At 69.5% G+C, this 25,843-nt stretch carries 22 protein-coding genes and 1 pseudogene; 7 read left to right on the top strand and 16 right to left on the bottom strand.

Going from position 1 to position 25,843, the window contains the following annotated elements:
* Positions 1–155: 155 nt before the first annotated feature.
* Both ACZ58V_RS13335 and ACZ58V_RS13330 read left to right on the top strand, forming a co-directional pair.
* Positions 156–1,001 carry a helix-turn-helix domain-containing protein gene (locus ACZ58V_RS13335; RefSeq protein ID WP_471290062.1) on the top strand — a complete coding sequence of 282 codons (846 nt, stop codon included), beginning with the start codon at positions 156–158 and terminating at the stop codon, positions 999–1,001.
* Positions 1,002–1,229, top strand: coding sequence for a DUF397 domain-containing protein (locus tag ACZ58V_RS13330; RefSeq protein WP_471290061.1), 228 nt, complete (start codon positions 1,002–1,004; stop codon positions 1,227–1,229).
* A gap of 10 nt (positions 1,230–1,239) precedes the next feature.
* Here ACZ58V_RS13330 and ACZ58V_RS13325 read toward each other — a convergent pair whose 3' ends face one another.
* The 7 genes from ACZ58V_RS13325 to ACZ58V_RS13295 all read right to left on the bottom strand — a co-directional run bounded on the left by ACZ58V_RS13325 (position 1,240) and on the right by ACZ58V_RS13295 (position 6,216).
* Positions 1,240–1,548: a GrpB family protein gene (locus ACZ58V_RS13325; RefSeq protein WP_471290060.1), complete on the bottom strand. Its 309-nt coding sequence runs from the start codon at positions 1,546–1,548 to the stop codon at positions 1,240–1,242.
* Positions 1,549–1,638: 90 nt separating this feature from the next.
* The gene (locus tag ACZ58V_RS13320) at positions 1,639–2,022 is read right to left on the bottom strand and encodes a hypothetical protein (RefSeq protein ID WP_471290059.1); all 384 of its coding nucleotides are present in this window, start codon (positions 2,020–2,022) and stop codon (positions 1,639–1,641) included.
* 980 nt (positions 2,023–3,002) lie between these two features.
* Positions 3,003–3,296, bottom strand: coding sequence for a hypothetical protein (locus ACZ58V_RS13315; protein WP_471290058.1), 294 nt, complete (start codon positions 3,294–3,296; stop codon positions 3,003–3,005).
* 470 nt (positions 3,297–3,766) lie between these two features.
* Positions 3,767–4,285 (bottom strand): MarR family transcriptional regulator, encoded by a 519-nt coding sequence (locus ACZ58V_RS13310; RefSeq protein WP_471290057.1) that lies wholly within the window; start codon positions 4,283–4,285, stop codon positions 3,767–3,769.
* Between the two features lie 17 nt (positions 4,286–4,302).
* Positions 4,303–5,136 (bottom strand): alpha/beta fold hydrolase, encoded by an 834-nt coding sequence (locus ACZ58V_RS13305; RefSeq protein WP_471290055.1) that lies wholly within the window; start codon positions 5,134–5,136, stop codon positions 4,303–4,305.
* A gap of 130 nt (positions 5,137–5,266) precedes the next feature.
* The gene (locus ACZ58V_RS13300) at positions 5,267–5,695 is read right to left on the bottom strand and encodes a DUF2267 domain-containing protein (RefSeq protein WP_471290054.1); all 429 of its coding nucleotides are present in this window, start codon (positions 5,693–5,695) and stop codon (positions 5,267–5,269) included.
* 98 nt (positions 5,696–5,793) lie between these two features.
* Entirely contained in the window at positions 5,794–6,216 is a 423-nt protein-coding gene (locus ACZ58V_RS13295; protein WP_468190263.1) for an Hsp20/alpha crystallin family protein, read from the bottom strand.
* A 189-nt stretch (positions 6,217–6,405) separates the two neighbouring features.
* On the opposite strand from ACZ58V_RS13295, the gene ACZ58V_RS13290 reads away from it, so the two are divergent.
* On the top strand, positions 6,406–6,720 hold the full coding sequence (locus tag ACZ58V_RS13290) for a hypothetical protein (RefSeq protein ID WP_471290052.1): 315 nt from the start codon (positions 6,406–6,408) through the stop codon (positions 6,718–6,720).
* A 189-nt stretch (positions 6,721–6,909) separates the two neighbouring features.
* Here the strand turns inward: ACZ58V_RS13290 and ACZ58V_RS13285 are convergent, their stop codons facing one another.
* Both ACZ58V_RS13285 and ACZ58V_RS13280 read right to left on the bottom strand, forming a co-directional pair.
* Positions 6,910–7,554 carry a hypothetical protein gene (locus ACZ58V_RS13285; RefSeq protein WP_471290051.1) on the bottom strand — a complete coding sequence of 215 codons (645 nt, stop codon included), beginning with the start codon at positions 7,552–7,554 and terminating at the stop codon, positions 6,910–6,912.
* Positions 7,551–12,455 (bottom strand): ricin-type beta-trefoil lectin domain protein, encoded by a 4,905-nt coding sequence (locus ACZ58V_RS13280; protein ID WP_471290050.1) that lies wholly within the window; start codon positions 12,453–12,455, stop codon positions 7,551–7,553. Before ACZ58V_RS13280 ends, ACZ58V_RS13285 begins: the two co-directional genes overlap by 4 nt.
* A gap of 851 nt (positions 12,456–13,306) precedes the next feature.
* On the opposite strand from ACZ58V_RS13280, the gene ACZ58V_RS13275 reads away from it, so the two are divergent.
* Together ACZ58V_RS13275 and ACZ58V_RS13270 are read left to right on the top strand one after the other, a co-directional pair.
* Entirely contained in the window at positions 13,307–14,707 is a 1,401-nt protein-coding gene (locus ACZ58V_RS13275) for an alginate lyase family protein (protein WP_471290683.1), read from the top strand.
* A 361-nt stretch (positions 14,708–15,068) separates the two neighbouring features.
* On the top strand, positions 15,069–16,472 hold the full coding sequence (locus ACZ58V_RS13270) for an alpha/beta hydrolase (RefSeq protein ID WP_471290048.1): 1,404 nt from the start codon (positions 15,069–15,071) through the stop codon (positions 16,470–16,472).
* 86 nt (positions 16,473–16,558) lie between these two features.
* Here ACZ58V_RS13270 and ACZ58V_RS13265 read toward each other — a convergent pair whose 3' ends face one another.
* Complete coding sequence (locus ACZ58V_RS13265) at positions 16,559–18,028, bottom strand: MFS transporter (protein ID WP_468190269.1); 1,470 nt, start codon at positions 18,026–18,028, stop codon at positions 16,559–16,561.
* 101 nt (positions 18,029–18,129) lie between these two features.
* A complete protein-coding gene (locus ACZ58V_RS13260) occupies positions 18,130–19,470 on the bottom strand; it encodes a DUF445 domain-containing protein (RefSeq protein WP_468190271.1) in 1,341 nt (446 codons plus the stop codon).
* A gap of 194 nt (positions 19,471–19,664) precedes the next feature.
* Between ACZ58V_RS13260 and ACZ58V_RS13255 the strand changes: the two genes are divergently transcribed.
* Positions 19,665–20,999: an SGNH/GDSL hydrolase family protein gene (locus tag ACZ58V_RS13255; protein WP_468190273.1), complete on the top strand. Its 1,335-nt coding sequence runs from the start codon at positions 19,665–19,667 to the stop codon at positions 20,997–20,999.
* 31 nt (positions 21,000–21,030) lie between these two features.
* Here the strand turns inward: ACZ58V_RS13255 and ACZ58V_RS13250 are convergent, their stop codons facing one another.
* The 5 genes from ACZ58V_RS13250 to ACZ58V_RS13230 form a co-directional block, all read right to left on the bottom strand.
* On the bottom strand, positions 21,031–21,717 hold the full coding sequence (locus tag ACZ58V_RS13250; protein ID WP_468190275.1) for a DUF1707 SHOCT-like domain-containing protein: 687 nt from the start codon (positions 21,715–21,717) through the stop codon (positions 21,031–21,033).
* 33 nt (positions 21,718–21,750) lie between these two features.
* Positions 21,751–22,743 carry an ABC transporter ATP-binding protein gene (locus ACZ58V_RS13245; protein WP_471290046.1) on the bottom strand — a complete coding sequence of 331 codons (993 nt, stop codon included), beginning with the start codon at positions 22,741–22,743 and terminating at the stop codon, positions 21,751–21,753.
* Position 22,744: 1 nt separating this feature from the next.
* Positions 22,745–23,566 (bottom strand): ABC transporter permease, encoded by an 822-nt coding sequence (locus ACZ58V_RS13240; protein WP_468190279.1) that lies wholly within the window; start codon positions 23,564–23,566, stop codon positions 22,745–22,747.
* Entirely contained in the window at positions 23,559–24,359 is an 801-nt protein-coding gene (locus ACZ58V_RS13235) for an ABC transporter permease (RefSeq protein WP_468190530.1), read from the bottom strand. Before ACZ58V_RS13235 ends, ACZ58V_RS13240 begins: the two co-directional genes overlap by 8 nt.
* Positions 24,360–24,511: 152 nt before the next feature.
* On the bottom strand, positions 24,512–24,943 hold the full coding sequence (locus ACZ58V_RS13230; protein ID WP_468190281.1) for a hypothetical protein: 432 nt from the start codon (positions 24,941–24,943) through the stop codon (positions 24,512–24,514).
* 256 nt (positions 24,944–25,199) lie between these two features.
* On the opposite strand from ACZ58V_RS13230, the pseudogene ACZ58V_RS13225 reads away from it, so the two are divergent.
* Positions 25,200–25,843 (top strand): annotated as a pseudogene (locus tag ACZ58V_RS13225) (hypothetical protein); the annotation flags it as partial.

Here is a 25,843-nt window from a genome sequence, read left to right as displayed (position 1 = left end):
GTAGCGATCTGTAAGCGAGCATGGCACAGAGAAGTCTCACCATGTAACTTCTCACGGGAATCCATCGGGTGAATCTGATGGTGGCGCGACGCCCCCTCTGCCTAGCCTGATGAAGATCTCCGGGCCCGCCACCCAACGCTTGGCGAAGGAGCTGAATGTCCGAGCGGACTACCACCCGTCGGCGACAACTGGGCGCGATGCTGAGAAAGTTGCGTGCCCGGCAGGGGCTGACGCTTGAGGAGGCCGGTCGACGCGTCGACGTATCCAAGGCAACAGTCAGCAGGTACGAGACCCAGGCCGGACCGGTCAAGTGGATCCTCGTCGATGCGCTGTGCCGCGAGTACGGGGCGACGGATACCGAACGCGATGCCATCGTCAAACTCGCCAAGGACGCCAAGCAGCAGGGCTGGTGGAGCTCCTTCGCCGATGCCATCCCCGAGAGCATGAATCTTCTGCTCACGCTTGAGGACGAGGCAGTAAGCGAGAACCACTTCTCCTGCGTGTATGTCCCAGGCCTCCTGCAGACGCGTGCCTACAGCACTGCGCTGCAGAGAGCCAACGAGGTACCCCTGGACCCGACGGAAATCGAGCGGCTGGTCGACATCCGTATGAAGCGGCAGGAGATCCTCACCCGCACAAAGCCGCTGCGCCTCTGGGCGATCCTCGACGAGTCAGTAATCCGCCGGGTCGTCGGGTCACCAGGGGTTATGCGAGAGCAGCTCGATCGACTGCTCGAAGCGAACGAGTCTCCTCACATCACGCTCCAAGTGCTGCCCTTCTCGCAGGGCGCCCATGCAGCAGCGCTGGGGAGCTTCGTCATCATCGGCGGCCCTCAACCCGCCCTTGATGTGGTGTACGTCGACTTCCACACGGGCTCGCTCTTCCTGGAGAAGGAAGCAGAGCTGGAGCGATACAGACTTGCGTTCGAGTACCTCCGCGCACAAGCGTTGGACATGGAGGCTTCCTCCACCCTGATCCATCGCGCCCGCAAGGAGCTCTGAATGTCAGCTGGCCCCCAGACAGCCTCCGGCCTCCGGTGGTTCAAGTCGTCTTACAGCGGCGGCAACACCACCGAGTGTGTGGAGTGTGCCTACATCACCAACGGCGCCCTCATACGCGACTCCAAGGTCACGAGGGGGCAAATCGTCTCCGTCGGGAACGAACCATGGCGTTGCTTCGTAAGCGCAGTGAGCAGTGAACGAATCCGTGCTCGCGCCGCCACTCCTTAAATCTTCGTGCTTACAGTCGGGCCCCGTTATCTGCGCGGACGTACAGCAGCCGGTCAGTCATCCCGTTGTGGTGCGGGTGGAAGCCGAGGTCGGCGAGCGCCGCCTGGTGGGGTACAGCGTGCGTGAGGTCGTGGACTGCGGCCATCAGGTCGATGACGGGCTTGGCCGCCAGTCCCGGGACAGCTGTCGAGCCGATGTGCTCGATCTCCACGAACAGCCCAGGCGCCGCTGCTCGGAGAGCCTCGATGGCGGTAGCGGCCTGCCGGGGCCAGCTAGGGTCATAGTCGGCTACGTGGATGGCGCTGGGCACGGCCGTCATCCTGGTCAACGCAGGCTGCGATGTCCATCGGAATTCCGCCCAGCCACCAAGCCCGCCCTCACCATCCGAGGTTGGAAAAGGCTCACTGAGTCATCGGTTTAGGAGGAAACCGAATACGACCCAGGCTAGAACGGCGACGAAAAAGAGGCCGAACAGGACCCCCACAAGCTTTGCGGATCTTGTTGAACCGACGCCCTTCGCAGTAATAGTGGTATTACTGCTCAGATTCGTTACATGTTGCGTGCGCAGGGTTGTACCAGGCTGCCATTCCTCCTCGACACGGACCCAGTCTCCCGGCTCGATCGCTCCGTCGAAATGCTCCCCTCGCATCTCAACAGCAACGCGAGGCAGGGGTGCACCTTGGTCATCCTGGCGTTCGAGCCGGAAGCTCCAAATCGTGATTGGACGGTTGGTGTTCCGGTCCTGCTCGAATCGTTGCTGCATACCGGACACTTGGCCTGTCAGCATCGGCATAACTCCTCTCCCAGAGGGCCGAGCGATCCCTGTTAAGGGCTGCCTGGGGAGCTCAGGTTCGAAGAGGCGCTGCTAGGCGAACTGGAGGGCGTCACGCCCGGCGAGTTCGGGTTCGAGAACGTCGCGCCTGGCCCATTCGCGCCGCTTGGCGACAGACCACCGGATGGGCTTGGGAACGACGCACCACCGGTACCACCAGTGCCCAGCCCACTCATCCCACCAGAGACGCCCCCCAGCCCACTCACTCCACCCGCCCCGCCCGCTGAGGGCGCTCCCGGGCCAGAGGACACACCGCTGGACGCACCCAGTGACGTCCCCGGCCCGGAGGACGTCCCGCCAGACGTACCCGGGAAGGACGCGCCTCCGCTACCTCCGGTGCCCGGGCCACTCACTCCACCACCCGATGCGCCCGCTGACGTACTTGGGCTGAACGTCGCTCCACGAGGGCCACCTGCAGAGGACACGCCACCGGTGCCGCCTGTCCCAGGACTGCATGTGCCACCCGATGGACCTGAGCCGGAGGCTGGTGTACTCGGCGAACCGGGAGCCGCGGACGGGGAACTTGATGCACCGGGAGCTGGGGGCATGGTGCTCGACGCGCCCGGAGCCGCAGGCGTCGCGCCCGGAGGCGGCGCAGCTGGGGTGTTCGATATGCCGAATGCTTGGCATATCCCATGGACCAACGCTTGGGTGATGGCTCTCTCTCCCCCGGACTGAAGCGTCATGTCCGTGGCAGCCCGCATAGCGTCCACTCGCGCCTGCCCATCGCTTTGCGGCGGCGAGTTTTGCCCGCCCGCCTGCTGTGCTGCTGCGGCCATGGAAATCACCCTCGGCTCTCTCCGATATGTGCGCTGTCGCCCACCGGGATAGATATTTCCCCGAGCACTTCAAGACTACGCCTGCAGGGCCCCAGGTACGTTATCAGTCAACTAACGCCACGCGCGCGACGAATTACTCCCTGGCGCGGGGCAGGTAAGCCCTCACCGACAGCGGCGCAGCGCGATAACCCGCATCGAGAACGGCACGTCATCACGCTCCTCATCATCCGGCAGAACAGCAGGCGTTTGGGCATTGTGAATCCCGTTAATCTGCCGCTCGATACCGTGCAAATTCTCTTGCAAGTCCATGGTCACCACGTCATCGACGCTGACGTTCAGGGGGTCCGCGAGCAGGCGATGGCCACCCTGAAGTCCTGGCGGCTGTTTCGCAAGCCCCGCTGCAGCACGGTTCGGCAGCGTCGACGAGATCTGCAAGAGCGAGGTCGGCCGCGACATCCTCGCCGAGCCCACTCTCCTGTTCTCTGAGGTCGAGAAGGAGGAGAGGGGAGGAGCACAGGAGCTCTTCCACTGATGACGGTCTCATCTGGAGAGGCGGCTAACGGCCCCACAGCCCGCTGGACTGCCGGTTGGCCAGGAGGTACTCACGGCCGCCCGGTTCTCCCGAGGTTGGCGGTTCCGGGGCGAGGGTCAAGAGCGCCCTCCGGGCGTCGGCTTCGCCGATTGCGCTTCGCTTCACTCTTGACACTCGCCCCTCCACCGCGGGGATTTGATGGGCCGAGCGGCCCGGAGGGAGGGCGGCGGGGAACGGGGGTGGGGGTGCGGGTTCGTGCCCGAGTGGCGGGATCGGCGTGAGACCGCCAGGACCCACCGGCGCAGCTCCGGGCCCGGCAGAAGCCGATCGGCCTCGTCGGTGTACGGGAACGACGGGGAAACCGCTGATGTGTCGGATGGTGGGTCCGACGGGGTCAGCGGCCCTCTTCCTCACCGCGTCGTGTCGGGCTGTTGCCGTCGTCGGGCAGGTTCCCGTTGCCGCCCAGGTTGGCGACCATCCGCCGCAGGACGTTGATCGTGGTGATGAAGTCGGCCTCGGAGATGCCCTCGTGGGTACGGTGGTGGACTTGGAGGTTGCGTTCGCGGGCGCGGAGGCGGGCCGCCTCGCCGGCCTCCGTGAGGGACATGCCGCCCGTCGTGTCCTCCCTGAGCCAGCCGCGGGTGACCAGGTCGTCGTAGACCGCGTCGAAGTCGGTGTCTTGGTCGTCGTACGGGAGCAGGCGCTCGGTCAGGGTGGGGCGGGTCCATCTGCCGGGGGCGCCGGACGCGTGGTTGAGGGTCCACCAGTGGGGCTGGGTGAGGTTCTCGACCGCGAGTTGGGCTCGTATGGCCCCTACGACCCTGCGGCAGGCCTCGCCGGTCCAGGCTCCGATCGGCTGGGCGGCCAGTTCTTCCTGGGAGTACTCCTTGAGGTTGTCGCTCTGCGTGTTCATGCAGTCAACGTAGGACCTCAATCAAACTTGAGGTCAAGGAGGAAGGTGCTGATCGCCTCGTGGAGGCGGTCCGGCTGGTCCAGGTGGACATCGTGGGCCGCGTCCGGGATGCGGGTGAGGTGGGTGGCCGGGCGGTGGGTGAGCATGGTGGTGGGCTCGTCGGGGCGCATGGTGCCGTGTTCGCCCTGGACGAGGAGGGTCGGACAGGTGATCTGTGACCACTGGGGCCAGTAGGCGGTGGTGGCGAGTTCGGTGACCGACGAGATGAGCGTGGCGCGGTCGAAGGTGGGGTGCCAGCCGTCTTCTCGTTGCTCCAGGGTTCTCGTCCAGGTCTCGTGGCCCAGGAAGGTCTCCGCGGCCTCCAGCGATTCGAAGGGTGTCGGCCAGCTGTCCAGCCAGGTCGCGATCTGCGCGGGGAGTTCCGCGGTCGGGCCCGCCGGGCCCGCTTCGACCAGGATCAGGGACTCGACCAGGTGGGGGTGGGAGGCGGCCAGCAGCATCGCCGTGTGGCCGCCGAGGGACTGGCCGAGGAGGGTTACGGGGGCCAGGTCCAGTTCCTCGATCAGGGCTACGGCGTCCTGGACGTGGGCCGCGCGGGTGGTGGTCGCGGGGGTGCGGGTGCTGGCGCCGTGGCCTCGGGCGTCGTACGTGACCACGCGGTGGCCGTCGAAGAGGAGCCGGGCGGCGAGCGCGTCCCACTCGCCCTGGTGGCCGGCCAGGCCGTGCAGGAGGAGGAAGGGGGTGGCGGATTCCCGCTCGGGACGGTGGTCGTGGTGGGCGATACGGGTGCCGTCCGGCGTGGTGAGCGTCGCGGACGTGGTGCGGACGGTGCTCGGGTGGGGAGTCTTCAACTGGCCTACCTCCGGTGACGGTTCGGGCCAGCCTCTCCTTCCCCGACGGCCGCCGCCAGCCGATTTGTTTGGGGCCGGCGGTGGCGTCGTACGCGGGCTGCGGGGTTACGGCCGTACGCGGCCCACCCGGCTACGGCGTCGGGCCCAGGTCCGCTCGGCCGAACAGCAGGGCGTAGCCCGGCGGTAGCTGGGCCAGGATGCGGGTCACCAGGTCGTCGCCGATCAGGGGCGGCAGCACGCCGAGGACCGAGCTGACGTCCCAGCGGGCCGTGGCGGGGGTGGCTCCCTCGGTACGGGCGGCGATCGAGTCGACGAACTCCGCGGCCGTCAGCCGCTGTGCGGCCGGGATCTGGGAGGCGATCAGCCTGGCGGCCTCTTCGGGCAGGGCACGGGCGAGGTCGACCCGTTCGTCGCCGGTGACGTGGGCTCCGAGCGCGGACAGGACGACACGGGTGACGCGCTCCGCCTCGACCCTGGTGGGGTACTGGCCCGACTCCTGTACCGCGTCGAGCAGTCGGGTCGTGGTGAGCGTCTCAGTGGGCACCGTCATCGCGGTCATGTGCGGGATTTCCTCTGGGGGTGTACATGGGTGACCGTCCCGCGGGTGGGACGCCCGCGGGACGCTGCCTCAGTGGTGCGGTGGGTGCTCGGGCGGGGTCAGCCGCTGAGCTGCCTGCGGCTGTCGCCACCCGTGATCTGGATACGGCGTGGCTTGGCCTGCTCGGCCACCGGGATGCGCAGGGTGAGTACGCCGGCCTCGTACGACGCGTCGATGCGCTCCGTGTCCAGCGTGTCGCCGAGGAAGAGGCGGCGGGTGAAGACGCCGGTGGGACGTTCGGCGACCAGCAGCTCCGCACCCTCGGGAGCGGGGGACCTGCGTTCGGCTCGCACGCTCAGGACGTTGCGTTCGACGTCCAGCTCGATCGTCTCGGGGTCGATGCCGGGGAGGTCGAAGTGGACGAGGAAGTCGTCCCCGGAGCGGTAGGCGTCGATCGCCATCGCCGAAGGGCGGGCGGCGGAGCCGAGGACCTGCTGCGTGAGTCGGTCGAGGTCACGGAAGGGGTCCGTGCGCATGAGCATCACTGTCTCTCCTCTCATCAGGCACTGTGTCGCGATGCCGCATGTGTTGCTTCTTCTTATATAGCTCGGACGAGGAAAGTTGACAAGCCTGGACTCAGGTTCGGGTGGGTGTCGTTCTCGCGCCCCGGCGTGTGCACCGCCCGCCCCGGGAGTTAGCCTCGGTCTCTCGTGAGGTCAGGAGGCAGGAACATGGTGAAGGTTCCCAGCGCGGTGGTCGCCGCGAGCGGGCTGGTCGGCGGGTACGGCGTGGCCCGTTGGACCAGGCAGCGACCGCTCGGCGGGGCCGTGCTCGCGGTCGCCGGTGCGGCGGCGGCGCGGCAGTGGCGGGAGCAGGCCGGCGGGGTCGCCGCGGGGGCGTTGTCGGCCGCGTATGTCGCCGCCTTCGCCGGATCGCATCCCCTGGCCAAGAAGGTGGGCGCCTGGCCTGCCGTGTTCGGGGTCGCGAGCGCTGTGGCCGTGGCGTCGTGGGTGGTGGCCGACCGGCGGGGCCGGCCCGGACAGTAGTGGCCGACCGACGCGCCGGTCCGGAGGGTAGCCGCGACCAGTCCGGGCAGAACCGCGATCGGTCCGGACGGTGACGGGACAGCGAAGAACCCGGCCCTGAATCCCAGGGCCGGGTTCTTGTATGTGGAGCGCCGGGCAGGCCTCGCGGGGTGCGGGCCTGCTCCGGGTCGTGCGGTGTGCCGCGGTGCGTCAGTCCGGGTCGGGAACGGACTGCAGCGTTCCGTCGTCCACGACGAGCTCGTGGTAGCCAAGACGCTCGCCGAGTGCGTGGTACCGGTCGTACTGGGACTCCGTGACGGGAACCAAGTGGGCCTTGAGGACCCGCAGGAGGAACCGGAACCCCAGATCGGGGTCGACCTCGACGACCAGTTCCTCGAGCGCGGCCGTCACCTCCGCCCCGCCGGCCCCGACCGCGCCCTCCACGCCCGGAGTGACCTCACGGATCGCCTCCAGGATCTCCTGCCTCAGTGGCCCGTCCGCGGAAGGCGGCGGCGGAACAGGCGAGAAGGACGGCTCGTCGCGGTGGATCCGGTCGACGGAGATCCGGACGATGTCGCGCAGCCATGCGCGCCCGTCGAGCCACATGCCATCCGGGTCGTACGAAAGTCCGATCGCCGACCGCCACAGGAGTTCGATCGTCCGGGTGGGCAGCGGTGACTCCAGCAGCCGGAGAGCATCCTCCACGAGAGTGGCGGCGTAGACCCCGTCCCCCCAGTCCGCGGCACCGGTGACGATCTCCTCCGGCGTCGCCTCGCTGACCCAGGGGCCGGCGAACCACTTGGTGAGCCCGCTGAGCCCGAAGTCGACCCAGATGTCCTGCCGTGGTGCCGTCACGAGGTGGGCTTCTTTCCCTTGGGGTACGAGGTGTACACCATGTAGCCGGGTTTGTGCGCGGACCTCTTGAGGGTGATGGACACGATGTTCTGGGCCGCCCAGCTGTCACCGGTGTGGTGGTAGATCTTCCCCAGAGACGCCGTGTCGTCGAGCGTCACGTCGAACGAGAAGAGGTGAGCGGCGCTCTCGGTATCCTTCGGGGTCGACTGGACCCAGTTGTCGAGCTTCTTCCGGTTCGCCTTGTTCTGCTTCGGGGACATGCCCGTCAGCCACTTCTTCATCCCCTCGTCGACGGCGGCCTGGGCCGTGTCGAGATCCTTCCAGACACCGGTCACACCAGGGGCGTTGGGGTTCTTGGCAAGGTCGTCCTTGGCCTTGTTGATCGCCTTCTGCGGAGTGGTGTCGACGTGGACCCCGATGGTGTGGGCACCGCGGTCGTTCTCGTGCAGGCGCAGGTTCAGACAGTTGTGGACCAGGATGTCCGTGGTCCGCGCGCCCGCCGTCCCCTCCGTACCCACGTAGAAGGTGTGCAGCTTGTCGACCGTCAGGTCGTAGACCGAGCGGGGTGCCAGACCTGACCGGTCGTGCAACGCGCTGACGACACCGGAGGTGCCGTCCGACCGGCGCAGCCGGTCGCCGGTCCGCAGGTCGGCGACGAGCGTCCACCCTCGCCCGTCCACGTAGATCCGGTGTCCGGCGGTGCTGGTCAGGCTGGTGCCGTCGACGAGGGAGACGTCGACGAGGCGCCGAGTGCCGTGCCGGAACGTGTTCGTCACCTGCTGCGGCGCGCGGACACCGGTCTCGGGATCCGTCGCCAGGACCAGGTCACCCTCCCGAACCGAGCTGATCGGCCGACGGGTTCCGTCCGCCATCAGCACAGGCGTGTCCGCCGGGAAGCTGTTGACGCGGCAGCTCGTCAACGCGTCTTCGACGATGTTGGCCTGCCGCTCCAGGGCCGCCAGCGAACTGGGGTCGATGTCCAGGGTCTTCAGGGCCTTGAAGGCATCGGCGACGTTCACGCCGGTCCGCAGCGCGACGTCCAGGGCGATGAGCGCATCGGCGATCTTGGTGAACGCCTTGCCCGGGATGAAGTTGCTCGCCGCCCACGCGCAACCGCTGGCGCTGCCGTGCCAGCAGTCGACGAAGTCCTGGATCAGAACCGCTTTCAGGATCTGGTAGACGACGGTCTGCTTGATCAGGTCGAGCTTGCTGAAGTACTGGGTGACATCCTTCTCCAGCCCGGTGAAGCGCTCGCTCTTGACCAGGACCGTGTCCGCCGCCGCGCAGCCGGTTGCCGTGGCCGGCACGTCGGAGTCGGTGCAGAGGAAGAAGTCGACCGTCGCGTCGAACGTGACCTTGAAGGTGACGGTGCAGCCCTCGAAGCCGATCTCGATGACGCAGTCGTTCTGCTGCTTGGCGTCGGTGATGGAGATGCTGTCGTCGTCGACGACGTACCAGGTGCCGCCGAGGCCGGTGCCCGCGCCCGACGCGATCTGCTGGTTGGCCTGCTTGCGTGCCGCGGACTCCGCGGCTTCCTGTGCCTCCTTGGCGTACTTCAGTGCGTCCTTGGCCGCTTCCTCGGCTTCGGTCGCGGCGGTGTCGGCGCGGTCCGCGGCGGCGCGGGCGTCCTTCGCGGCCTGTTCGGCCTCGGAGGCGGCCGTGCGGGCGGCTTCGGCGTCGAGGGCTGCCTGGTCGGCGGAGTCGCGGGCGTCCTTGGCGTGGGTTTCGGCGCGGCCGGCTGCCTTGTCGGCGGCTTCGGCGTCCTCGGTGGCCTGGCGGTTGTACTCGACGGTGCGGGCCAGGGACGCTGTCGCCTTGGACGCGGCCTTGGCGGCGTCGGCGGCGTAGCCGAGTGCTTCCTTGGAGTAGGTGCGAGCGGTGGCCGCGTGTCCGGCGGCGTTGGCGGCGTGCTGGTAGGCGGCCTTGGCGTCGCCGGTCGCCTGCTCGGCGAGGTTCTTGGCCGCGGCGGCCTCCGCCTGCGCGTTCTCGGCGTGGGCGTCGGCGACGGCCTGCTGCTGCTCGGCGAGCGACTTCGACGCCTGCCCGGTCAGCACGACCAGGCCGGCGGCCGAGTCCGTGGTGACGTAGGGGGAGCCGAGTTCGATCGCGTCGTTGGCGGGCTTGGCGACCTGGACGGCGGCGTTGCCCGCGTCGACGGCGGCCTGCGCGGTGATGTGGGCGAAGCCCGCGGCCTTCGCCGAGGCGACCAGCGCCTTGGCGGCCTCCTTGTTCGCCTCGTCCGCCTGGGACTTGGCGGTCTTGGCCAGCTTCTCCGCCTCGTCCGCCAGCTCGACGGCCGTCTTGGCCTCGGAGGAGGCGTGCTCGGACGCCTTGATGGCGTCAGCCGCGGCGCTCGTCGCGGTCTTCAGCGCGGCGTCGGACTTCAGCTTCGCGGCCTGGGCGCCGTCCGCGTGTGCGCGGGAGCGCTTGGCGGCGGCTTCGGCGCGGGTGGCCGCGGCGTCCGCCTCGGCTGCCGCCTCGGTGGCGGCGTTCGCGGAGGCCCGGGCCCGGCCGGCTGCCGCCTCGGCGTCATCCGCGTGCCCAGCAGCGGCGTTCGCCGCGGCCCTGGACTCCTGGGCGTTGCTGTCGGACTCGTGGGCCTGGGCATAAGCCTCCTTGGCGTCCGCCTTGGCGCGGGCGGCGTCCGCCTTCTGCTCGGCGTCCCAGGCGTCGTCACGCAGATCGCGGGCCTTGTCGCGGGCCTTGACCGCGTCGTTCTTGCGCGCGACCGCGGTCGCCTCGGCGGCTTCGGCCTTGTCCTTGGCGTCCTTGGCGTTCGCCGCCTCGGCCTGGGCGTCCTGCTTGTGCCGGGCCGCCTCGGCCTGCTTGGCCTCGGCGGTCTCCTTCTCCGCCTTGGCCGTCTTCTCCTCGGCCTCGGCGGCCAGACGCTCGGCGTGGGCCTTGGCGGCGGCCGACTTGGCGTCGCCCTCGGCCTTCAGCGCCTCGGCGAGCTTGGCCTCCGCGGTCTCCTTGTCCTTCTTGGCGTTGTCGCGGTGCACCTTCGCCGCGTCGGCCGCGGCCTTCGCCTGGGACTCGGCCATCGCCGCGGCGGCCCTGCGGAACTCCGCCGCCGACTGCGCGGCCTGCGCGAGAGCGCGCTGCGCGATGGTCTGGCTGTCACCCGCGGACGCCCTGGTCGCCGCCTCGGCGGTCTCAGCGGCCTTCACCATCGCGGTCAGCGCCGCCACCGAACCCTTGGTGACCTGCGCCTTTTGCTGACCGACCAGCAGGCCCCGGCCCCGCGGCGCGCCGGCGGCATCCGCGATGCCGTAGGCGGCCTGCTCGGCCGTATCGGAGGTGGTGGCCGCCTTCTTGGCGTTCTCCAGCTGGGTCCTGATCGTGGCCAGGTGCTTCTTCGCCGCCGCCTGGGTGTCGGTGACGACCTTCTTCGCCTTGTCGAACTCGGCCTTCTCCGGGTACAGGGGACTGTCCGCGCCCTGGTGACCGGACGGCTTGATCAGGAACTTCTGCGAGGCGGCGTTCTTGCAGTCCAGCAGCCGCGCGTCCGTGCTCTTGGTGAACGCGCTCAGGTCCAGGCACTTGCCCGTGCTCACGCTCTTCAGAGGCGCGGTGGCACGGACGTCGCCCTTCCACGACTGCCCCTTGGACTTGTAGCAGTCATAGACCTGGATCTTCGTGCCGTTCGCCGACGCGTTCCCGGCCACGTCCAGGCATCGCTGGGAGGCGACATTGCGGAGGTAGAGCTTGTCCTCACTGCCCTCCAGCGTCCACTGCTGGGCCGCGCCGCCGTTGCAGGTGTAGATCTGCACGGGCGTGCCGTTGGCCTCCTTGCCGCCCGCGACGTCCAGGCAGTTGCCCGCCGCGCCCGGCACCTGGATCACCACGGTACTGTCACCGATCCAGCCCAGCCCGCCGGCCGACCAGTAGTCCTGCCAGCGGGCGGAATAGTCCGCCATCCACGACTGGCCGAGGACCTGCCCCAGGGCGAACGTGCCGTCCTGCAACGCCTTGGTGGCGGTGACGTTGGCACCGAGGATCTGCTGGCGCTGCGTGGCCTGCGAGGCGATCTCTTGCTGCCACTCGGCGGACGCCTGCGCCACCTCCTTACCCAGGACCCGGTTCGGGTCGATCGGGGCGTGCCAGGCACACGACGCGAAGCGGGCCTTCAGATCCTCGACCGCGACGCGGTATTCCGGGGTGTCCGCGGCCGGGGCCGTGCGAGGGAAGCCCCCGGAGCTCAGGAAGATACGCGCGTCATCGGCGAACACTCGGGGAACGAACAACTCGTTGGGTTCGATCTTCCCCGAGTTCTTCTTCCACAGCTTCCACGCCTGCTGCTCCTGCGCCGTCCCCCCGGAGGTGTACTGCGGGTCACCGACCGCGAGGGCGGCCGCCTTCGTCTTGTCGTCAGCAGTGGGAGAGGGATCGTAGAACGGCGAGAACAGGTCGACCGACTTGAAGTACGACTGGTACAGCCACGGAACCAGGCCCGTCCGGTCGTAGATCTTGTCCTCTCCTTGCGGTTCGTCAGGGTAGGAGCTCAGACCCATGACGGTGCTGGACCATGCCCGCTCCTGGTCATTGGCCTTCTTGAGCCACTGGTCGCTGTCGGCGCTGTCCGCATAGGAGGCCTGGTGCAGGGGAGAGTTGTTGTCTGCGAGGTCCCGCTTGAGCTTCTGATGGAGCTGATCGGGCGGCAGCCCTATGGCGTTCTGCGCGAGGGCGAACAGGTTGGGACCGCCCTTGCGCAGGGCGTCGACGGCCACACACTGGTCCTCGCGCAGCTGCTCAGCCGCCTTGGTGTCGAAGCCGTCGTACGAGTCACCCGCCGCGGCGACAGGCGCGGTGCGCGGTTCGGCGTCCCGGCCGAGCAGGCCGGGCTGGACGGCCAGACCGCCGAGGACGGCCAGGGCGGCGACGGACGTGACGGCTGACGTCAACGCGGCTGAGGTTCGTGAGCTGGGGTTGGACAACCCCGGTCTGAATCGCAAAGGAGCATCCTTCACAGAAAAGCGGGATGGCGGCGGACGGGGCCGCAGGAGGAGATGGGACACAGTGGGACGACCCGGACAGCAGCGGTCAGGTGTTCCCGCGAGCCGGCATCACGGCATGACGAACCATCTCTCCCCCGCGACGGCGCCCCGCGGGGCCCGCCGAATGATGCGCGTGCGGACGACGAGGGTGGTCGAATCCCCCGCCCGGTCCGGTACACGCGGCGGTCAACTTAGCCACAGGCCAGCCGATCGCGGCAAGCGTCGCCCCTGAGGCCCGGACGCCTGACCGGAAATCGTTTGCGCTGCGCGGCAGCTGCAAACGCCGAGCTCACGGCAGGAGTCGTATGTGAGAGATACGTAAAGAAACTGCGCAGATGTCGAAGCGTCCCGGCCAAAATTTGACTGAAATCCACTTACTCGCCAGTAGGGCGTTGAGGACACCCGGTGCCAGCCGTGGGTCATGCGAAGCGAGGGTGGCGAGGGACGGCGGGGACAGCCAGGGAGAGGCAGCGGGGACAACAAAGAACCCGGCCCTGAATCCCAGGGCCGGGTTCTTATGTGTGGAGCGCCGGGCAGGCCTTGCACCTGCATTTCCCCGCAGGAAGCGGGGCGTCTTTCCTTGGACCACCAACGCACGATCCTTCAGCCGGGAGTTCCGGCGACCGGATGCAGATCAACTGTACCGCAGTTTTTGTTATCGCCTCACCGCCCGCCCGTCTCCTCACCGTCCCCCACAGGCACGCGACTTGACGACGCTGAGGTACGACGACGTGACACGACAGATCAGCCGCCGGAGCATGCTGAGAGCAGCGGGTGCGGCGGGTGCCGGTATCGGTACGGCCGCCCTCGCGACCCCGGCCTCCGCCGCCGACGCCCCCTTCGCCCACCCGGGGTTGCTGCACACCCGTGACGACCTGGACCGTATGGCGGCCAAGGTGAAGGCGGGCGCCAGGCCCTACGCGGCCGGGTTCGCCAAGCTCACCGCCAATCGGCATGCCCAGAGCGGCTGGCGGGCCAATCCGCAGGCGACGGTGTACCGGGGGGCGGGGTCACCCCAGAACTACGCGGCCCTCTACAACGACATCCACGCCGCCTACCAGAACGCCCTGCGGTACCACGTCGGCGGAGAGGACGCGCATGCCGACACCGCCGTGGCGATCCTGAACGCCTGGTCGGGGAAGCTGACGTCGATCCAGGGCTCGGCCGACCGGTTTCTGGCGGCGGGGTTGTACGGGTATCAGTTCGCCAACGCGGCGGAACTCGTGCGCGATCGTGACGACTTCGGCCTCGGGCGGGCTCAGGAGCTGCTGTCGGACGTCTTCCTGCCGCTCAGTGACGGCTTCCTGAGCCATCACAACAACGCCGTCGTCACCAACTACTGGCCCAACTGGGATCTGACGGCCCTCGCCTGTGTGCTCGCGACCGGGATCTTCTGCGATGACCGGGCTGTCGTGGAGCGGGCCGTCGAGTACTTCAAGCACGGCGACGGGATGGGGTCGGTCCGGCATGCCATTCCCGTGGTGCACGACGACGGGCTCGCGGAGTGGGTCGAGGCCGGGCGCGATCAGGGGCATGCGCTGCTCGGGGTCGGGCTGATGGGCACGGTGTGCGAGATGGCGTGGAACCAGGGCATCGATCTGTACGGGTACGACGACAGCCGGTTCCTCAAGGGCGCGGAGTACGTGGCCAAGTGGAGCCTGGGGGGTGATGTGCCGTATACGGCCAACACGCGGAGTAAGGGGGCGATCGGGGGGTGGTCGGGGAGTGAGACGGCTACGGAGGCGGCTGGTGTGGATCCGGGGATGACCCGGCCCATCTGGGCGATGATCGCCAATCACTACACAAAGCGGCGGGGGCTGTCGGCGTCGTATGTGACGCGGGCGGCGGCGAAGGCCGCGCCTGAGGGTGGGGGCGGGGACTACGGGCCCAACAGCGGGGGGTTCGACCAGCTGGGGTTCGGGACTCTGGCGTTCACCCGGGAGCGGGCGGCCGAGGTGTCCTCCTCGCCGAGTCCGGGTCCTGCCGCGTCCGACGGGGCGGCCGGGGGTGTTCGGCCGCAGGCTTCGGCGTCGCCGGTCGCGGGTGGCGACCTGGCTGCCACGGGGTCGGCGGACACCGTCGGCTGGGCCGCGGCGGCGGGGATCACGGCCGTGGCGGGGGGACTGCTGTTGCTGCGGCGGCGGGGCCGGGCCGGGTAGCCGTGGCGGGCGGCCGGGGGCCGGTGGCACCTGGCGGGCCGGGTGGCACCTGTGGCCGTCATGTCCCTTGTGTGACGCGGTAGTTGGGGTGAGGGTGTGATCCAACTGTGAACTCCTGATCCCTGGAGGAACATCCGTGCCGTCCAACACCCCACGTGTCCCTCACGCGAGAAGAATCGGGAGACTGGCTGTCGGAGCCCTGGTCACCGCGCTCTTCGGCCAGTTGATGACCGGGACCGCGGTCGCCGCTCCCCCGGCCGAGGACAGAGCAGAGGCCCTCTTACCCGGGCGAATAGCCTGGGCACCCTGTGAGTCGCCCTCCGGCGAGGGCACCTTCGATTGCGCCACGGTCAAGGTGCCCGTGGACTGGAAGCGGCCCAAGGGTGCCACCTTCGAGCTGGCCCTCGCCCGGCACCGGGCCACCGACCCCGCCCGCAGGATCGGTTCGCTGCTGGTCAACCCCGGTGGGCCGGGGGGCTCCGGGGTTGACTTCGCGTTCCGTGCCCCGGACAGCTTCTCCCCCGAGCTGCTGGAGCGGTTCGACATCGTGGGCTTCGACCCGCGTGGTGTCGGCCGCAGCAACCCGGTGGTCTGCGACCGGGACCGGGTGAACGCCCAGAACGCGTTGCTCTACCCGGACGGCGCCGCCTCCTTCGCCGCCCTCCGCGCGGCCAACCGCGCTCTCGGTGAGAGCTGCCGCGACCTCACCGGCCCGCTCGCCGACCACATGGACACCGGAAGCGTCGTCCGCGACATGGAGGCGATCCGCGCCGGCCTCGGCGAGAAACGGATCAGCTACTACGGCGTCTCCTACGGCACCGCGGTCGGCCAGCAGTACGCCGAGCGTTACCCGCACCGCGTCCGCGCGATGACGCTCGACTCGAACATGGACCACAGCCTGGGCGCGTGGGGCTTCCAGAAGACCGAGGCCGTCGGGGTGGAGGAGTCGTACGGCCAGTTCGCCGACTGGTGCGCCCGTACTCCCTCGTGCGCGCTCCACGGCCGGGACGCCCGAGCCCTGTTCGACTCGCTCTACAAGCGCGCGGAGGCCGGTGAGCTGGTCGTGCCGGGCGACCCGCCCCAGCCGGTCGCCCCGTGGGAGGTCCAGACCATCGCCCACAGAAGCGGGTACGACCCGGCGTCGTGGTTCGATTTCGCCCAGGCCCTCGCCGACCTGGACGCCGGCGCCCCCGCTGCGGCACGGATGCTCCGGAAGTACGGGGCGCCGATGGAGTACCCGTTCAACTCGGTGATGTGCCAGGACTACGACCTAGGCGTGGACTCGTACCGCACCCTCGCCCGCTTCCAGCGCGAACTCGGCCGGCTCGCGCCGGTGACCAGGTTCAGCCCTCTCGGCTGGACCGTCCAGACGGGCTGCCAGGGCTGGCCGTCCGAGGTGTCCAACCCGCAGCGCAGGCTCGATGTCGACGGCACCCCGCCGATCCTGCTGACCAACAGCCGGTACGACCCCGCCACTCCGCACTCCTGGGGCGCCAACGCGGCGCGGCAGATCGGGCGCGAGGCCGTGTTCCTCACGTACGACGGTGTCGGCCACGGCGACTACTGGCTGAGCCCGTGCGCGCGTGACGCCATCGACACCTATCTCGTGACCCTGAAGACCCCGCGCGACGGCACCCACTGCCCCGCGATATGGCCGGCCGGGCCCTCCGCCCAGCGGCAGTCGCCGTCCGGCGGCCTCGTCAACCCGCTGCCCGAGCTGCTGGGCACGGGGACGGGGACGGGGACGTACGGGCGAGCCGGCTGAGGCGGACCGGCTCGGGTTCCCCTCGGGTGTGAGTGTGTGGGTGTGGCTCCGGCCCGGCCGGAGCCACACCCACACACGCGGGGGGCTTACGCCGTCGCCTTGTCCTCCGCCGCCGTCAGCGGCTTGGCGATGTCCTCCAAGGACCGCCGTTCCGCCTTCACCGCGAGGATCGCCGCCGCCAGTCCGGCCAGGCACATCAGGGTCGCGCCGATCTGGAAGGCGAGGGCCGTGTCGGCGACCACGCCCGTTTCAGTGAGGTCGGCGAAGAGGAGCGGGCCGCTGATGCCGCCGGCGGCCGTGCCGATGGCGTAGAAGAAGGCGATGGACATGGCGCGGGTCTCCATCGGGAAGACCTCGGAGACCGTCAGGTAGGCGCTGGAGGCTCCGGCCGAGGCGAAGAAGAGGACCGCGCACCAGCACGCCGTCATGGTGGTCGCGTTCAGCGAGCCCTGGTCGAAGAGCCAGGCCGTGCCGAAGAGGAGCAGGCCGGAGAGCAGGTAGGTGCCGGAGATCATGATCCGGCGGCCCACCGTGTCGAAGAGCTTGCCCAGGAGCAGCGGGCCGAAGAAGTTGCCGAGTGCGATGACCGCGAAGTAGTAGCCGGTGTTGCCGCTCGGGACGTCGAAGAAGGTCGTGAGGATCGCGCCGAAGCCGAAGGTGATGGCGTTGTAGAGGAAGGCCTGGCCGATGAAGAGGGAGAAGCCGAGGATGGCGCGGCGGCGGTAGTCGGAGAAGACCGTGCGGCCGATCTCCAGGAAGGAGACGCTGCGGCGCTGGTGGATGGTGATCTCGCCCTCCGGGCGCGGCAGCGGCTCGCCCCGCTCTTCCTCGATCTTGCGTTCGATGGAGGAGACGATGCGTTCCGCCTCGTCGTCGCGGCCGTGGATCAGCAGCCAGCGGGGGCTCTCCGGGACGTGCCGGCGGACCAGCAGGATCACCAGGGCCAGGACCGCGCCGAGCGCGAAGGTCAGGCGCCAGCCGACGTTCGCCGCGAAGATGTCGGTGTCCAGCGCGACGATCGACAGCAGGGAGCCGCCGACCGCGCCCAGCCAGAAGCTGCCGTTGATCATCAGGTCGGTGCGGCCCCGGTACTCCTTGGGGATCAGTTCGTCGATCGCGGAGTTGATGGCCGCGTACTCGCCGCCGATGCCGAAGCCGGTGAGGAAGCGGAAGAGGAAGAACCACCAGGTGTCGAAGGAGATGGCGGTCAGCGCCGTCGCCCCCAGATAGACCGCCAGGGTGATCATGAAGAGCTTCTTGCGGCCCCACTTGTCGGTGAGGCGGCCCCAGAAGAGGGCGCCGATGCAGGCTCCGGCCACGTACAGGGCCGCCGCCATGCCGGTGACCTGGCCGGAGGTGATGGGCAGGCCGCTGTCGGGCTCCGACAGGCGGCTGGCGATGTTGCCGACGACGGTGACTTCGAGGCCGTCGAGGATCCACACGGTGCCGAGGCCGAGGACGATCGTCCAGTGCCAGCGCGACCACGGGAGGCGGTCGAGGCGGGCGGGGATATTGGTGGTGACGGTTCGGCCGGTCCCGGCCTGCGCGGTGGTCATGGGCTCCCTCCCCATCGAGCGGAACCCGGGGCGAGTGCCCTGAGCGGGTTTTCTTACGCCCCGAGCCCGTCAACGCCCCCCGCACGACGCCCCGCAGGCCCCTACGCCCCCAGCGCGTGCGACACCGTGTAGATCAGCAGGCCGGCCAGCGAGCCGACCACCGTGCCGTTGATCCGGATGAACTGGAGGTCGCGGCCGATGTTCGCCTCGATCTTCCGCGTGGTGTGCTCGGCGTCCCAGCTCGCCACCGTGTCCGTGATCAGGGAGGTGATCTCCTTGCGGTAGGTGGTGACGACGTACACGGCCGCGTCCTCCACCCACTGGTCGACCTTGTCCTGCACCTTGCGCTCGGCCGCCATCCGGGAGCCGAGCGACAGCAGCGAGGACCGTACGCGCAGCCGCAGCTCGCTGCGCTCGTCCTCCGCGGCGGCGACGATCATGGATCGTACGGCCGTCCAGGCACTGGCGATGAGGTCCTGGACCTCGCCGCGGCCCAGCACGTCGCCCTTGAGCCGCTCGACGCGGGCGCGGGTCTCGGTGTCGGACTGGAGGTCGGAGGCGAAGTCGGTGAGGAAGCGGTCGAGGGCGCCGCGCGCGGGGTGGGCGGGCATGTCGCGCATCTCGGTGGCGAAGCGCAGCAGTTCCTTGTAGACGCGCTCGCCGACCTTCTTGTCGACGAACTTCGGCGTCCAGCCGGGGGCGCCGCCCTCCACGGCGTCCATCACCTCGTCGCGGTGCAGGACCAGCCAGTCGTGCGCGCGGGTGACGACGAGGTCGACGACGCGCTTGTGGCCGCCGTCGGCGACGACCTTCTCCAGCATCTTGCCGATGCCCGGTCCGATCTCCTGGGCGTTGGCGCGCCGGGTGATGGCCTCGCCGACGACTGCCTGGACGTCGGAGTCGCGCAGGACCGTCAGGGCGCCCCGCAGGGCGGTGGAGAGCTCCGCCGTGACCCGGTCGGCGTGCTCGGGGACCGCGAGCCAGGCGCCGAGGCGGCTGCCGATGCCGACGGCGCGCAGCCGCTGCCGTACGACGTCCTCGGAGAGGAAGTTCTCGCCGACGAACTCGCCGAGGGAGACGCCGAGCTGGTCCTTCTTGGTGGGGATGATCGCGGTGTGCGGGATGGGGATGCCGAGGGGGTGGCGGAAGAGGGCGGTGACGGCGAACCAGTCGGCGAGCGCGCCGACCATGCCGGCCTCGGAGGCGGCGGCGACGTAGCCCGCCCAGGGGCCGGCGCCGGAGTTCTGGGCCCACTTGGCGAGGATGTAGACCACGGCCACGAACAGCAGGAGCCCGGTGGCGGTGAGTTTCATACGGCGTACGCCGCGCTGTTTCTCCTCGTCCGCCGGGCTGAAGCTCGTCATCGCACGGTTCACCGCGGCGCCGGGGCGGGCATGCTGCCCCTCGACGCCGCCCTTTTCTTCCACTTTCATCCGTTCCATCCGCTCCACCCGCTTGGTGATCCCGCACACATTGTCCCTTCCTGACCGACTACTGGAACGGAACAGGAGTTCCCGGCGTCTGTCGGAAGGGGGTAATGCCGGGGGGTCCTGTCAGCTTCCCCCTGCCCATGACGCATCATGGGCACATCAGATCGGAGCCTTGGGCTCCCATCGCTGGAGGAGAACTGAACAGCATGACCCGGGGTCGTGGTTACTCCCTGCTCGCGGCGATCGTCGCAGCGGTTGTGGCCCTTTCCGCCGCCATATATGTCGGAGTGGCGACCGACGACGGCACGCAGACCCGGAATACCCGGGCAGACGGCCGTCTTCCGAACAACTCCGCCGCCCCCGCCTCCACCGGCACCTGGGTCGGCACCTGGTCCACCTCACCGTCCGGAGCCGAACCCGGCACCGAGACGACCGGCATGGCGGACCGTTCGGTGCGCAACGTCGTCCACACCAGCGTCGGCGGTACGAGTGCCCGCGTGACGCTGTCCAATCTCTACGGCCAGTCGCCGCTGAGCATCACGCAGGCCTCGATCGCCGTGGCCGCCGCCGCGGGTACGCCCGCCGCGCTCTCGGACACCATGCGGCAGCTGACCTTCAACGGCGGCCCCGCGGTGGTCATCCCGCCCGGCCGGCAGGTGATGAGCGACGTCGTGCGCGTCGTCGTCCCGCCCGACGCAGACGTCCTGATCACCACGTACACGCCGACCAGCTCCGGCCCGGTGACGTACCACCGCCACGCCCGCCAGACCTCCTACGTCGCCCAGGGCAACCAGGCACAGGACACGACGGGCACGCCGTACACCGAGCAGAGCGACTCCTGGCGCTACCTGACCGCGCTGGACGTGCTGAGCAACGAGTCCGACGGCACGGTCGTCGTCCTCGGCGACTCCCTCACCGACGGCATCACCTCCACCGCGGGCGCCAACAGGCGGTGGACCGACGTGCTGTCCCAGCGGCTACGCGCGGAGATCGCCGCCGGGCGGGACCTGCCCCGCTACAGCGTCGTCAACCAGGGCATCAGCGGCAACCGGGTCCTCACGGACGGGCTGGGCCGCCCGGCCGACAACCCCAGCGGGCTCAACCGCTTCGGCCGGGACGTGCTGGAGCGCACGAACGCCAAGGTCGTCGTCATCGACCTCGGCGTCAACGACATCCTGCGCAACCCGCGGCTCGCCGACCCGAACGCGATCCTCGGCGGCCTGCGCACCATGGTGGGCCAGGCCCACGCACGCGGCCTGAAGGTCGTCGGCGCGACCCTGATGCCCTTCTACGGGCACCGCGGCTACACGGACCCGCGGGAGTCGGTACGTCAGCAGATCAACGCGGAGATCCGGGCGGGCCGGGTCTTCGACGCGGTGGCCGACTTCGACAAGGCGCTGCGTGACCCCTACGACCCGCGCCGGCTGCGCGCCGACTACGACTCGGGCGACCATCTGCACCCCAGCGACAAGGGGTACGCCCGGATGGCCGAGGAGTTCGACCTGGAGAGCCTGAAGGGGTCGGCTCCGGCCGAGCTGTAGGAGTACGACGCCGAGTACTGGCCGACGACGCTCAGTACTCGCCGTTGCTCCGCCGCTCCAGCTTCTCCCGCCGCCGCTCCTCCTTGAGCCGCTGCTTCTCCGCCCGCGTCACCTTCCGCTGGACCCCCACGCCGCCCCAGAAGGCGAACCCGGTCACGATCACGCGCGGCGCCCCGGGCTCCCCCGGCACACCCTCCTCGCGGTGGTCGAAACCGCCCATGATCCCGATGCCGCGCACCACGACCTCGACGCCGGGCGGCACGATGACATCCACCCCGCCCATGATCGCGATCGCGTTGATCTCGACCTCGCGCTCCGCGAAGTTCGCCTCGCGCAGGTCGATCTCCCCGCCGCCCCAGAAGGCCAGGCAGGTGAACCGCCGGGGCATCGTCCAGTGCCCCTTGCGCTGGAAGCCGGACATCACGGCGACGGCCCAGGTCGAGGTCCCCTCGCCGCCGACGACCCGTCCGGGCCAGTCGGACCCCGTGGCGGGGTCCTTGCTCAGCGACACGGCGGGCACCGCGACACCCGCGGCCGGCAGGTCCCGGGTGATCGGCACCAGGTCCCCGTACGTCCGCGCCTGGTAGGTCGCGTCCAGCCGCTCCTCGAACTCCGCCATGTCGAGACGTCCCTCCGCGAGGGCGTCCCGCAGGACTTCGGCGACCCGTTCACGGTCGGCGTCGGAGGCGCGAAGATCCGGGACTGCGTCGTCGGTCATGTACAGCAGCCTACGAGTTACCGGTCCCGGGCACTACGCGGTCGCACGCTCCGCGTACATTTTGGCGATCACCGCTTCGATGTCCGGCTCCCGCACCGACAGGTCGACCAGCGGGTACTCCGCCGCGATCCGCGCGACCAGCGGCGCCGCCGACTCCGCCGCGGGGAACGCCAGCCACTGCCGCGGACCGTCCACCCGGACGACCCGCGCGGGTGCCGGGGCGTCGATCGGGGGCAGTTCCCGCTCGAAGTCCACCACCAGCGTCCGCTCGCTCTCCCCCGCCTCGTGCAGCCCGGCGAGCGGACCGTCGTACATCATGCGCCCGTGGTCGATGACCATCACCCGCTTGCACAACTGCTCGATGTCCTGCAGATCGTGCGTGGTCAGCAGCACCGTCGTGCCGCGCTCGGCGTTCATCTCCCGCAGGAACTCCCGCACCTTGGACTTGGAGACCACGTCAAGACCGATGGTCGGCTCGTCGAGGTACAGCACCTCCGGGTCGTGCAGCAGCGCCGCCGCGATGTCCCCGCGCATCCGCTGGCCCAGGGAGAGTTGGCGTACCGGCACGTCCAGCAGGTCGCCCAGGTCGAGGAGTTCGACCAGACGGTCGAGGTTCTCGCGGTAACGGGCGTCCGGGATCCGGTACATGCGGTGCATCAGCCGGTAGGAGTCGACCAACGGCAGGTCCCACCACAGCGTGGTGCGCTGCCCGAACACCACACCGATGCGGTGCGCGAGCCGGGTGCGCTCGCGGGAGGGGTCGATGCCCGCGACCCGCAGCCGGCCGGCGCTCGGGGTGAGGATGCCGGTCAGCATCTTGATCGTGGTCGACTTGCCGGCGCCGTTCGGGCCGATGTAGCCGACCATCTCGCCGCGTTCCACGCGGAAGGAGATCGAGTCGACGGCCCGTACCTGCCGTAGTTCCCGCTTCATGAAGCCGGTCTTCCTGCGTACGTCGAAGACCTTCTCGACACCGTCGAGTTCGATGAAGGCGCTGTCCGAACCGCCGCTGTCCACCTCGGTCACCTCAACTCCCTGTACTCCGGTAGGAACGAAGCCCCGTCCGCCACGCCGCCCCTGCCAGCGCGCAGCAGGCCACCGCCACCAGGGGCGAGGCGAAGGCCGCCCAGGGCGGCAGGCCGATGGGGTACGGCCGCCCCAGCACATAGGCGGCCGGGACCCAGTTGACGAAGGCGAGCGGCACCATGAAGGTCGCGCCGCGCACCAGGTCCTTCCCGAACACGCTCGGCGGATACTGCAGCAGCGTGGTCCCGCCGTACGTGAAGGCGTTCTGCACCTCGGCGGCGTCCTGCGCGAAGATCTGGAAGGCCGCGCCCGCGACGAACACCGCCGAGAAGATGGCCGCGCCGCTGATCACCATGACCGGCACCAGCAGCACCTTCGGCGCACTCCAGTCGACGTCCACCGAGACCAGCGCCCAGCCCAGCACCACAACCCCCTGGGTGATCCGGCCGAGGCGGCGCAGCGCGAAGCGGTCGGCTCCGACCTGGGCGAGCACCGGCGCGGGACGCACCAGCAGCGTGTCGAACGACCCGTCGCGCATCCGGGCGCCCAGGACGTCCATCGAGCCGAGCAGCAGGTCGGCGATCCCGAACGCCGTCACCGACAGCCCGTACAGGAAGGCCACCTCGGGCAGTGACCAGCCGCCCAGCGAGTCGACCTGCGAGAACATCAGCAGGATCCCCACGAAGTCCAGGCCGGTCACCGTGAGGTTGCCGAACACCGTGACGACGAAGGAGGTGCGGTAGGTCATGCTGGAGCGCACCCACATCCCGGCGATCAGCCAGTAGGCCCGCAGCCCCTCGGCCAGGGCACTCCGCTCACCCACCCTGCACCACCACCCGCCGCGTCGCGGCCGACTGCAGCAGCCGTCCCGCCGCCAGCAGCGCCACCGCCCACGCCGCCTGGAAGGCGAACGCCCGCAGCGGGTCGGTCTCCCCCATCAGCACATCCGCCGGCATCTGGATCTGCGCCGCCCACGGCAGCACCCGCACGACCTCGCCGAGCGCCCCGGGGAAGGCGTTCAGCGGCAGCACCATGCCCGAGAAGAAGATCCCCGTGACCATCAGGGCCTGGTTGACGCCCATGCCGTCCATCAGCCAGAACACGCTCAGGGCCGCCAGATAGCGGAGCGCGAAGCTGACCACCGTCGCCAGCAGGAGCGTGACCACGAAGGCCGCCCAGGGGGTGACCGACGTCGGCAGCGCCATGGGGAAGAAGGTCGCCCCGAACACGAACGGGATCACGCCCCGCCCCAGCATCTGGAACAGCGCCCGCCCCACGTCGCCCGCCAGCCACCACAGCTGCAGATCCACCGGCCGGTACAGATCGACGGCGATCTCACCGGTGCGGATGCGCTCCATCAGGTCCTTCTCGGCACCGCCGCCCTGGATGGCCAGCGTCGCGTAGAGACACTGCCCCAGCCACACGTACGTCACGGCCTGGGCCTGGTCGTACCCTCCGAGATGCGGCTTCTCGTCCCACAGCGCCAGATACGTGTACACGAGGATGACGCCGAAGACCGTATTGGTGAACACCCCGGCCACCGTGGCCGCCCGATACGTCGCGTACCGCCTGAAGCCTCCCGCCGCGACGGCCGCGTACAACCGTCCCGAGCCCACATCCACGGCCCTCCTCGCCTCCGGACACCGAAGCGCAGGAGCCTAGTGGGCCGAGGATCACGCGTGCCATGGGTTTTCGCGTGCCATGTCCCGCCCGGGAAACGCCGTGGGGCGTCCCGGGCCGTGCCCGGAGCGCCCCACGCGGAGTGCGATCACGCGTCGGTCTGCGCCCAGCCGCTGCACTTCTCCCAGATGATCCCGGCGGTGGGGTTGTCCGGGTTGCCCTTCCAGTCGCCGATGCACGCCTTGATGGTGATCGGCGTGCCCTCCTTGATGTCGAGGTTGAGCGTGCGGGTCGTGTTCACGCCGTCACGGTTCCAGTAGTAATACGTGTTGCCCTCGCCGCCGATCGAGATGATCCCGATCGTCGAGTGACCGTCCTTGGCCAGGTCGGTGATGGTGAAGACCTCGCCGTACGTCTGGATGTGGGCCTTGCCGCCCGAGTCCGCGTGGGGCGTTACGTTCCAGTCGACACCGGCCCAGACGGTACGATCCGTTCCGTCCGCGTGGGCAGAGGCGCCCGTGGCCAGGGCGAGCAGCGTGGCGGCGGTGCCGGCCAGGGCGGAGCGTGCGAGCAGTCGCATCTTCGGTCGTGTCCCCCTTCAGGCGAATCTCGCGCAGGCAAGATCGCGATTCGAACAGGCGTGCAGGATAGCTCAGTTGACCCTGCGTCCGCCTGTACGTTCGCCCGCATGCCGCCCGCCTCACCACACGGCTCGCGACACGGCCCTCGATCAGGGAACTGATCGCCGGATGGGACAGTCTTCATCACAGGGGCGCAAGAGCGAGCAGAGACGTACGGGAACGACGTACGACGCGAAACAGGAGTCCGTGCACGACATGAGTGACGAGCCTCAGCCGCAGCAGCCGAACCCGGGGCAGGCACCGAGAGAGCCGCAGCCGGACGGCGCCCCGGGCACGCCACGGGACCGGGCTGACGACGCCCCGCGCACGGCACGACCCCAGACCGACGGCACCCCGGGCGCTTCGCGGGCCGAGACGGACGGTGAGCCGGGCTCGCCACGGCCCCGGGCCGCCGGTGCCCCGGGCTCGCCCCGAGCGAAGACGGACGGTGACCCGGGCTCGCCCCGCGCCAAGACCGGCGACGATCCGGGCACGCCCCGAGCCGGTACGGACGGCGAACCGGGCACGTCCCGAGCCAAGACCGACGGCGACCCGGGCACGCCACGCGCCAAGACCGACGGCGAACCGGGTGCACCACAGCCCCAGGCCGACAACGACCCGGGCACCGTGCAGATCCGGGCCGTCGGCGCCGCGGGCACGGCACGAGGCCGGAAGGACGCCGCCCCTGGCACGCCATCTGCCAGGACGGACGGCGACCCGGGCACACCACAGCCCCAGGCCGACAACGACCCGGGCACGGTACAGATCCGGGCCGTCGGCGCCGCGGGCACGGCACGAGGCCGGAAGGACGCCGCCCCTGGCACGCCATCTGCCAGGACGGACGGCGACCCGGGCACACC

It is taken from the genome of Streptomyces sp. NPDC040589 (assembly GCF_055594445.1).
Note: the sequence above shows the minus strand (reverse complement) of the source record. Positions and strands in the feature narration are given on the sequence as shown.

Coding starts and splice junctions, on each gene's coding strand:
- ACZ58V_RS13290 (WP_471290052.1), top strand. CDS start 6,406: ATGGTGAAGGTTCCCAGCGCGGTGGTCGCCGCGAGCGGGCTGGTCGGC.
- ACZ58V_RS13330 (WP_471290061.1), top strand. CDS start 1,002: ATGTCAGCTGGCCCCCAGACAGCCTCCGGCCTCCGGTGGTTCAAGTCG.
- ACZ58V_RS13335 (WP_471290062.1), top strand. CDS start 156: ATGTCCGAGCGGACTACCACCCGTCGGCGACAACTGGGCGCGATGCTG.
- ACZ58V_RS13315 (WP_471290058.1), bottom strand. CDS start 3,296: ATGTCGCGGCCGACCTCGCTCTTGCAGATCTCGTCGACGCTGCCGAAC.
- ACZ58V_RS13300 (WP_471290054.1), bottom strand. CDS start 5,695: ATGACCGCGATGACGGTGCCCACTGAGACGCTCACCACGACCCGACTG.
- ACZ58V_RS13275 (WP_471290683.1), top strand. CDS start 13,307: ATGCTGAGAGCAGCGGGTGCGGCGGGTGCCGGTATCGGTACGGCCGCC.
- ACZ58V_RS13310 (WP_471290057.1), bottom strand. CDS start 4,285: ATGAACACGCAGAGCGACAACCTCAAGGAGTACTCCCAGGAAGAACTG.
- ACZ58V_RS13325 (WP_471290060.1), bottom strand. CDS start 1,548: ATGACGGCCGTGCCCAGCGCCATCCACGTAGCCGACTATGACCCTAGC.
- ACZ58V_RS13320 (WP_471290059.1), bottom strand. CDS start 2,022: ATGCCGATGCTGACAGGCCAAGTGTCCGGTATGCAGCAACGATTCGAG.
- ACZ58V_RS13265 (WP_468190269.1), bottom strand. CDS start 18,028: ATGACCACCGCGCAGGCCGGGACCGGCCGAACCGTCACCACCAATATC.
- ACZ58V_RS13250 (WP_468190275.1), bottom strand. CDS start 21,717: ATGACCGACGACGCAGTCCCGGATCTTCGCGCCTCCGACGCCGACCGT.
- ACZ58V_RS13230 (WP_468190281.1), bottom strand. CDS start 24,943: ATGCGACTGCTCGCACGCTCCGCCCTGGCCGGCACCGCCGCCACGCTG.
- ACZ58V_RS13255 (WP_468190273.1), top strand. CDS start 19,665: ATGACCCGGGGTCGTGGTTACTCCCTGCTCGCGGCGATCGTCGCAGCG.
- ACZ58V_RS13295 (WP_468190263.1), bottom strand. CDS start 6,216: ATGCTCATGCGCACGGACCCCTTCCGTGACCTCGACCGACTCACGCAG.
- ACZ58V_RS13260 (WP_468190271.1), bottom strand. CDS start 19,470: ATGGAACGGATGAAAGTGGAAGAAAAGGGCGGCGTCGAGGGGCAGCAT.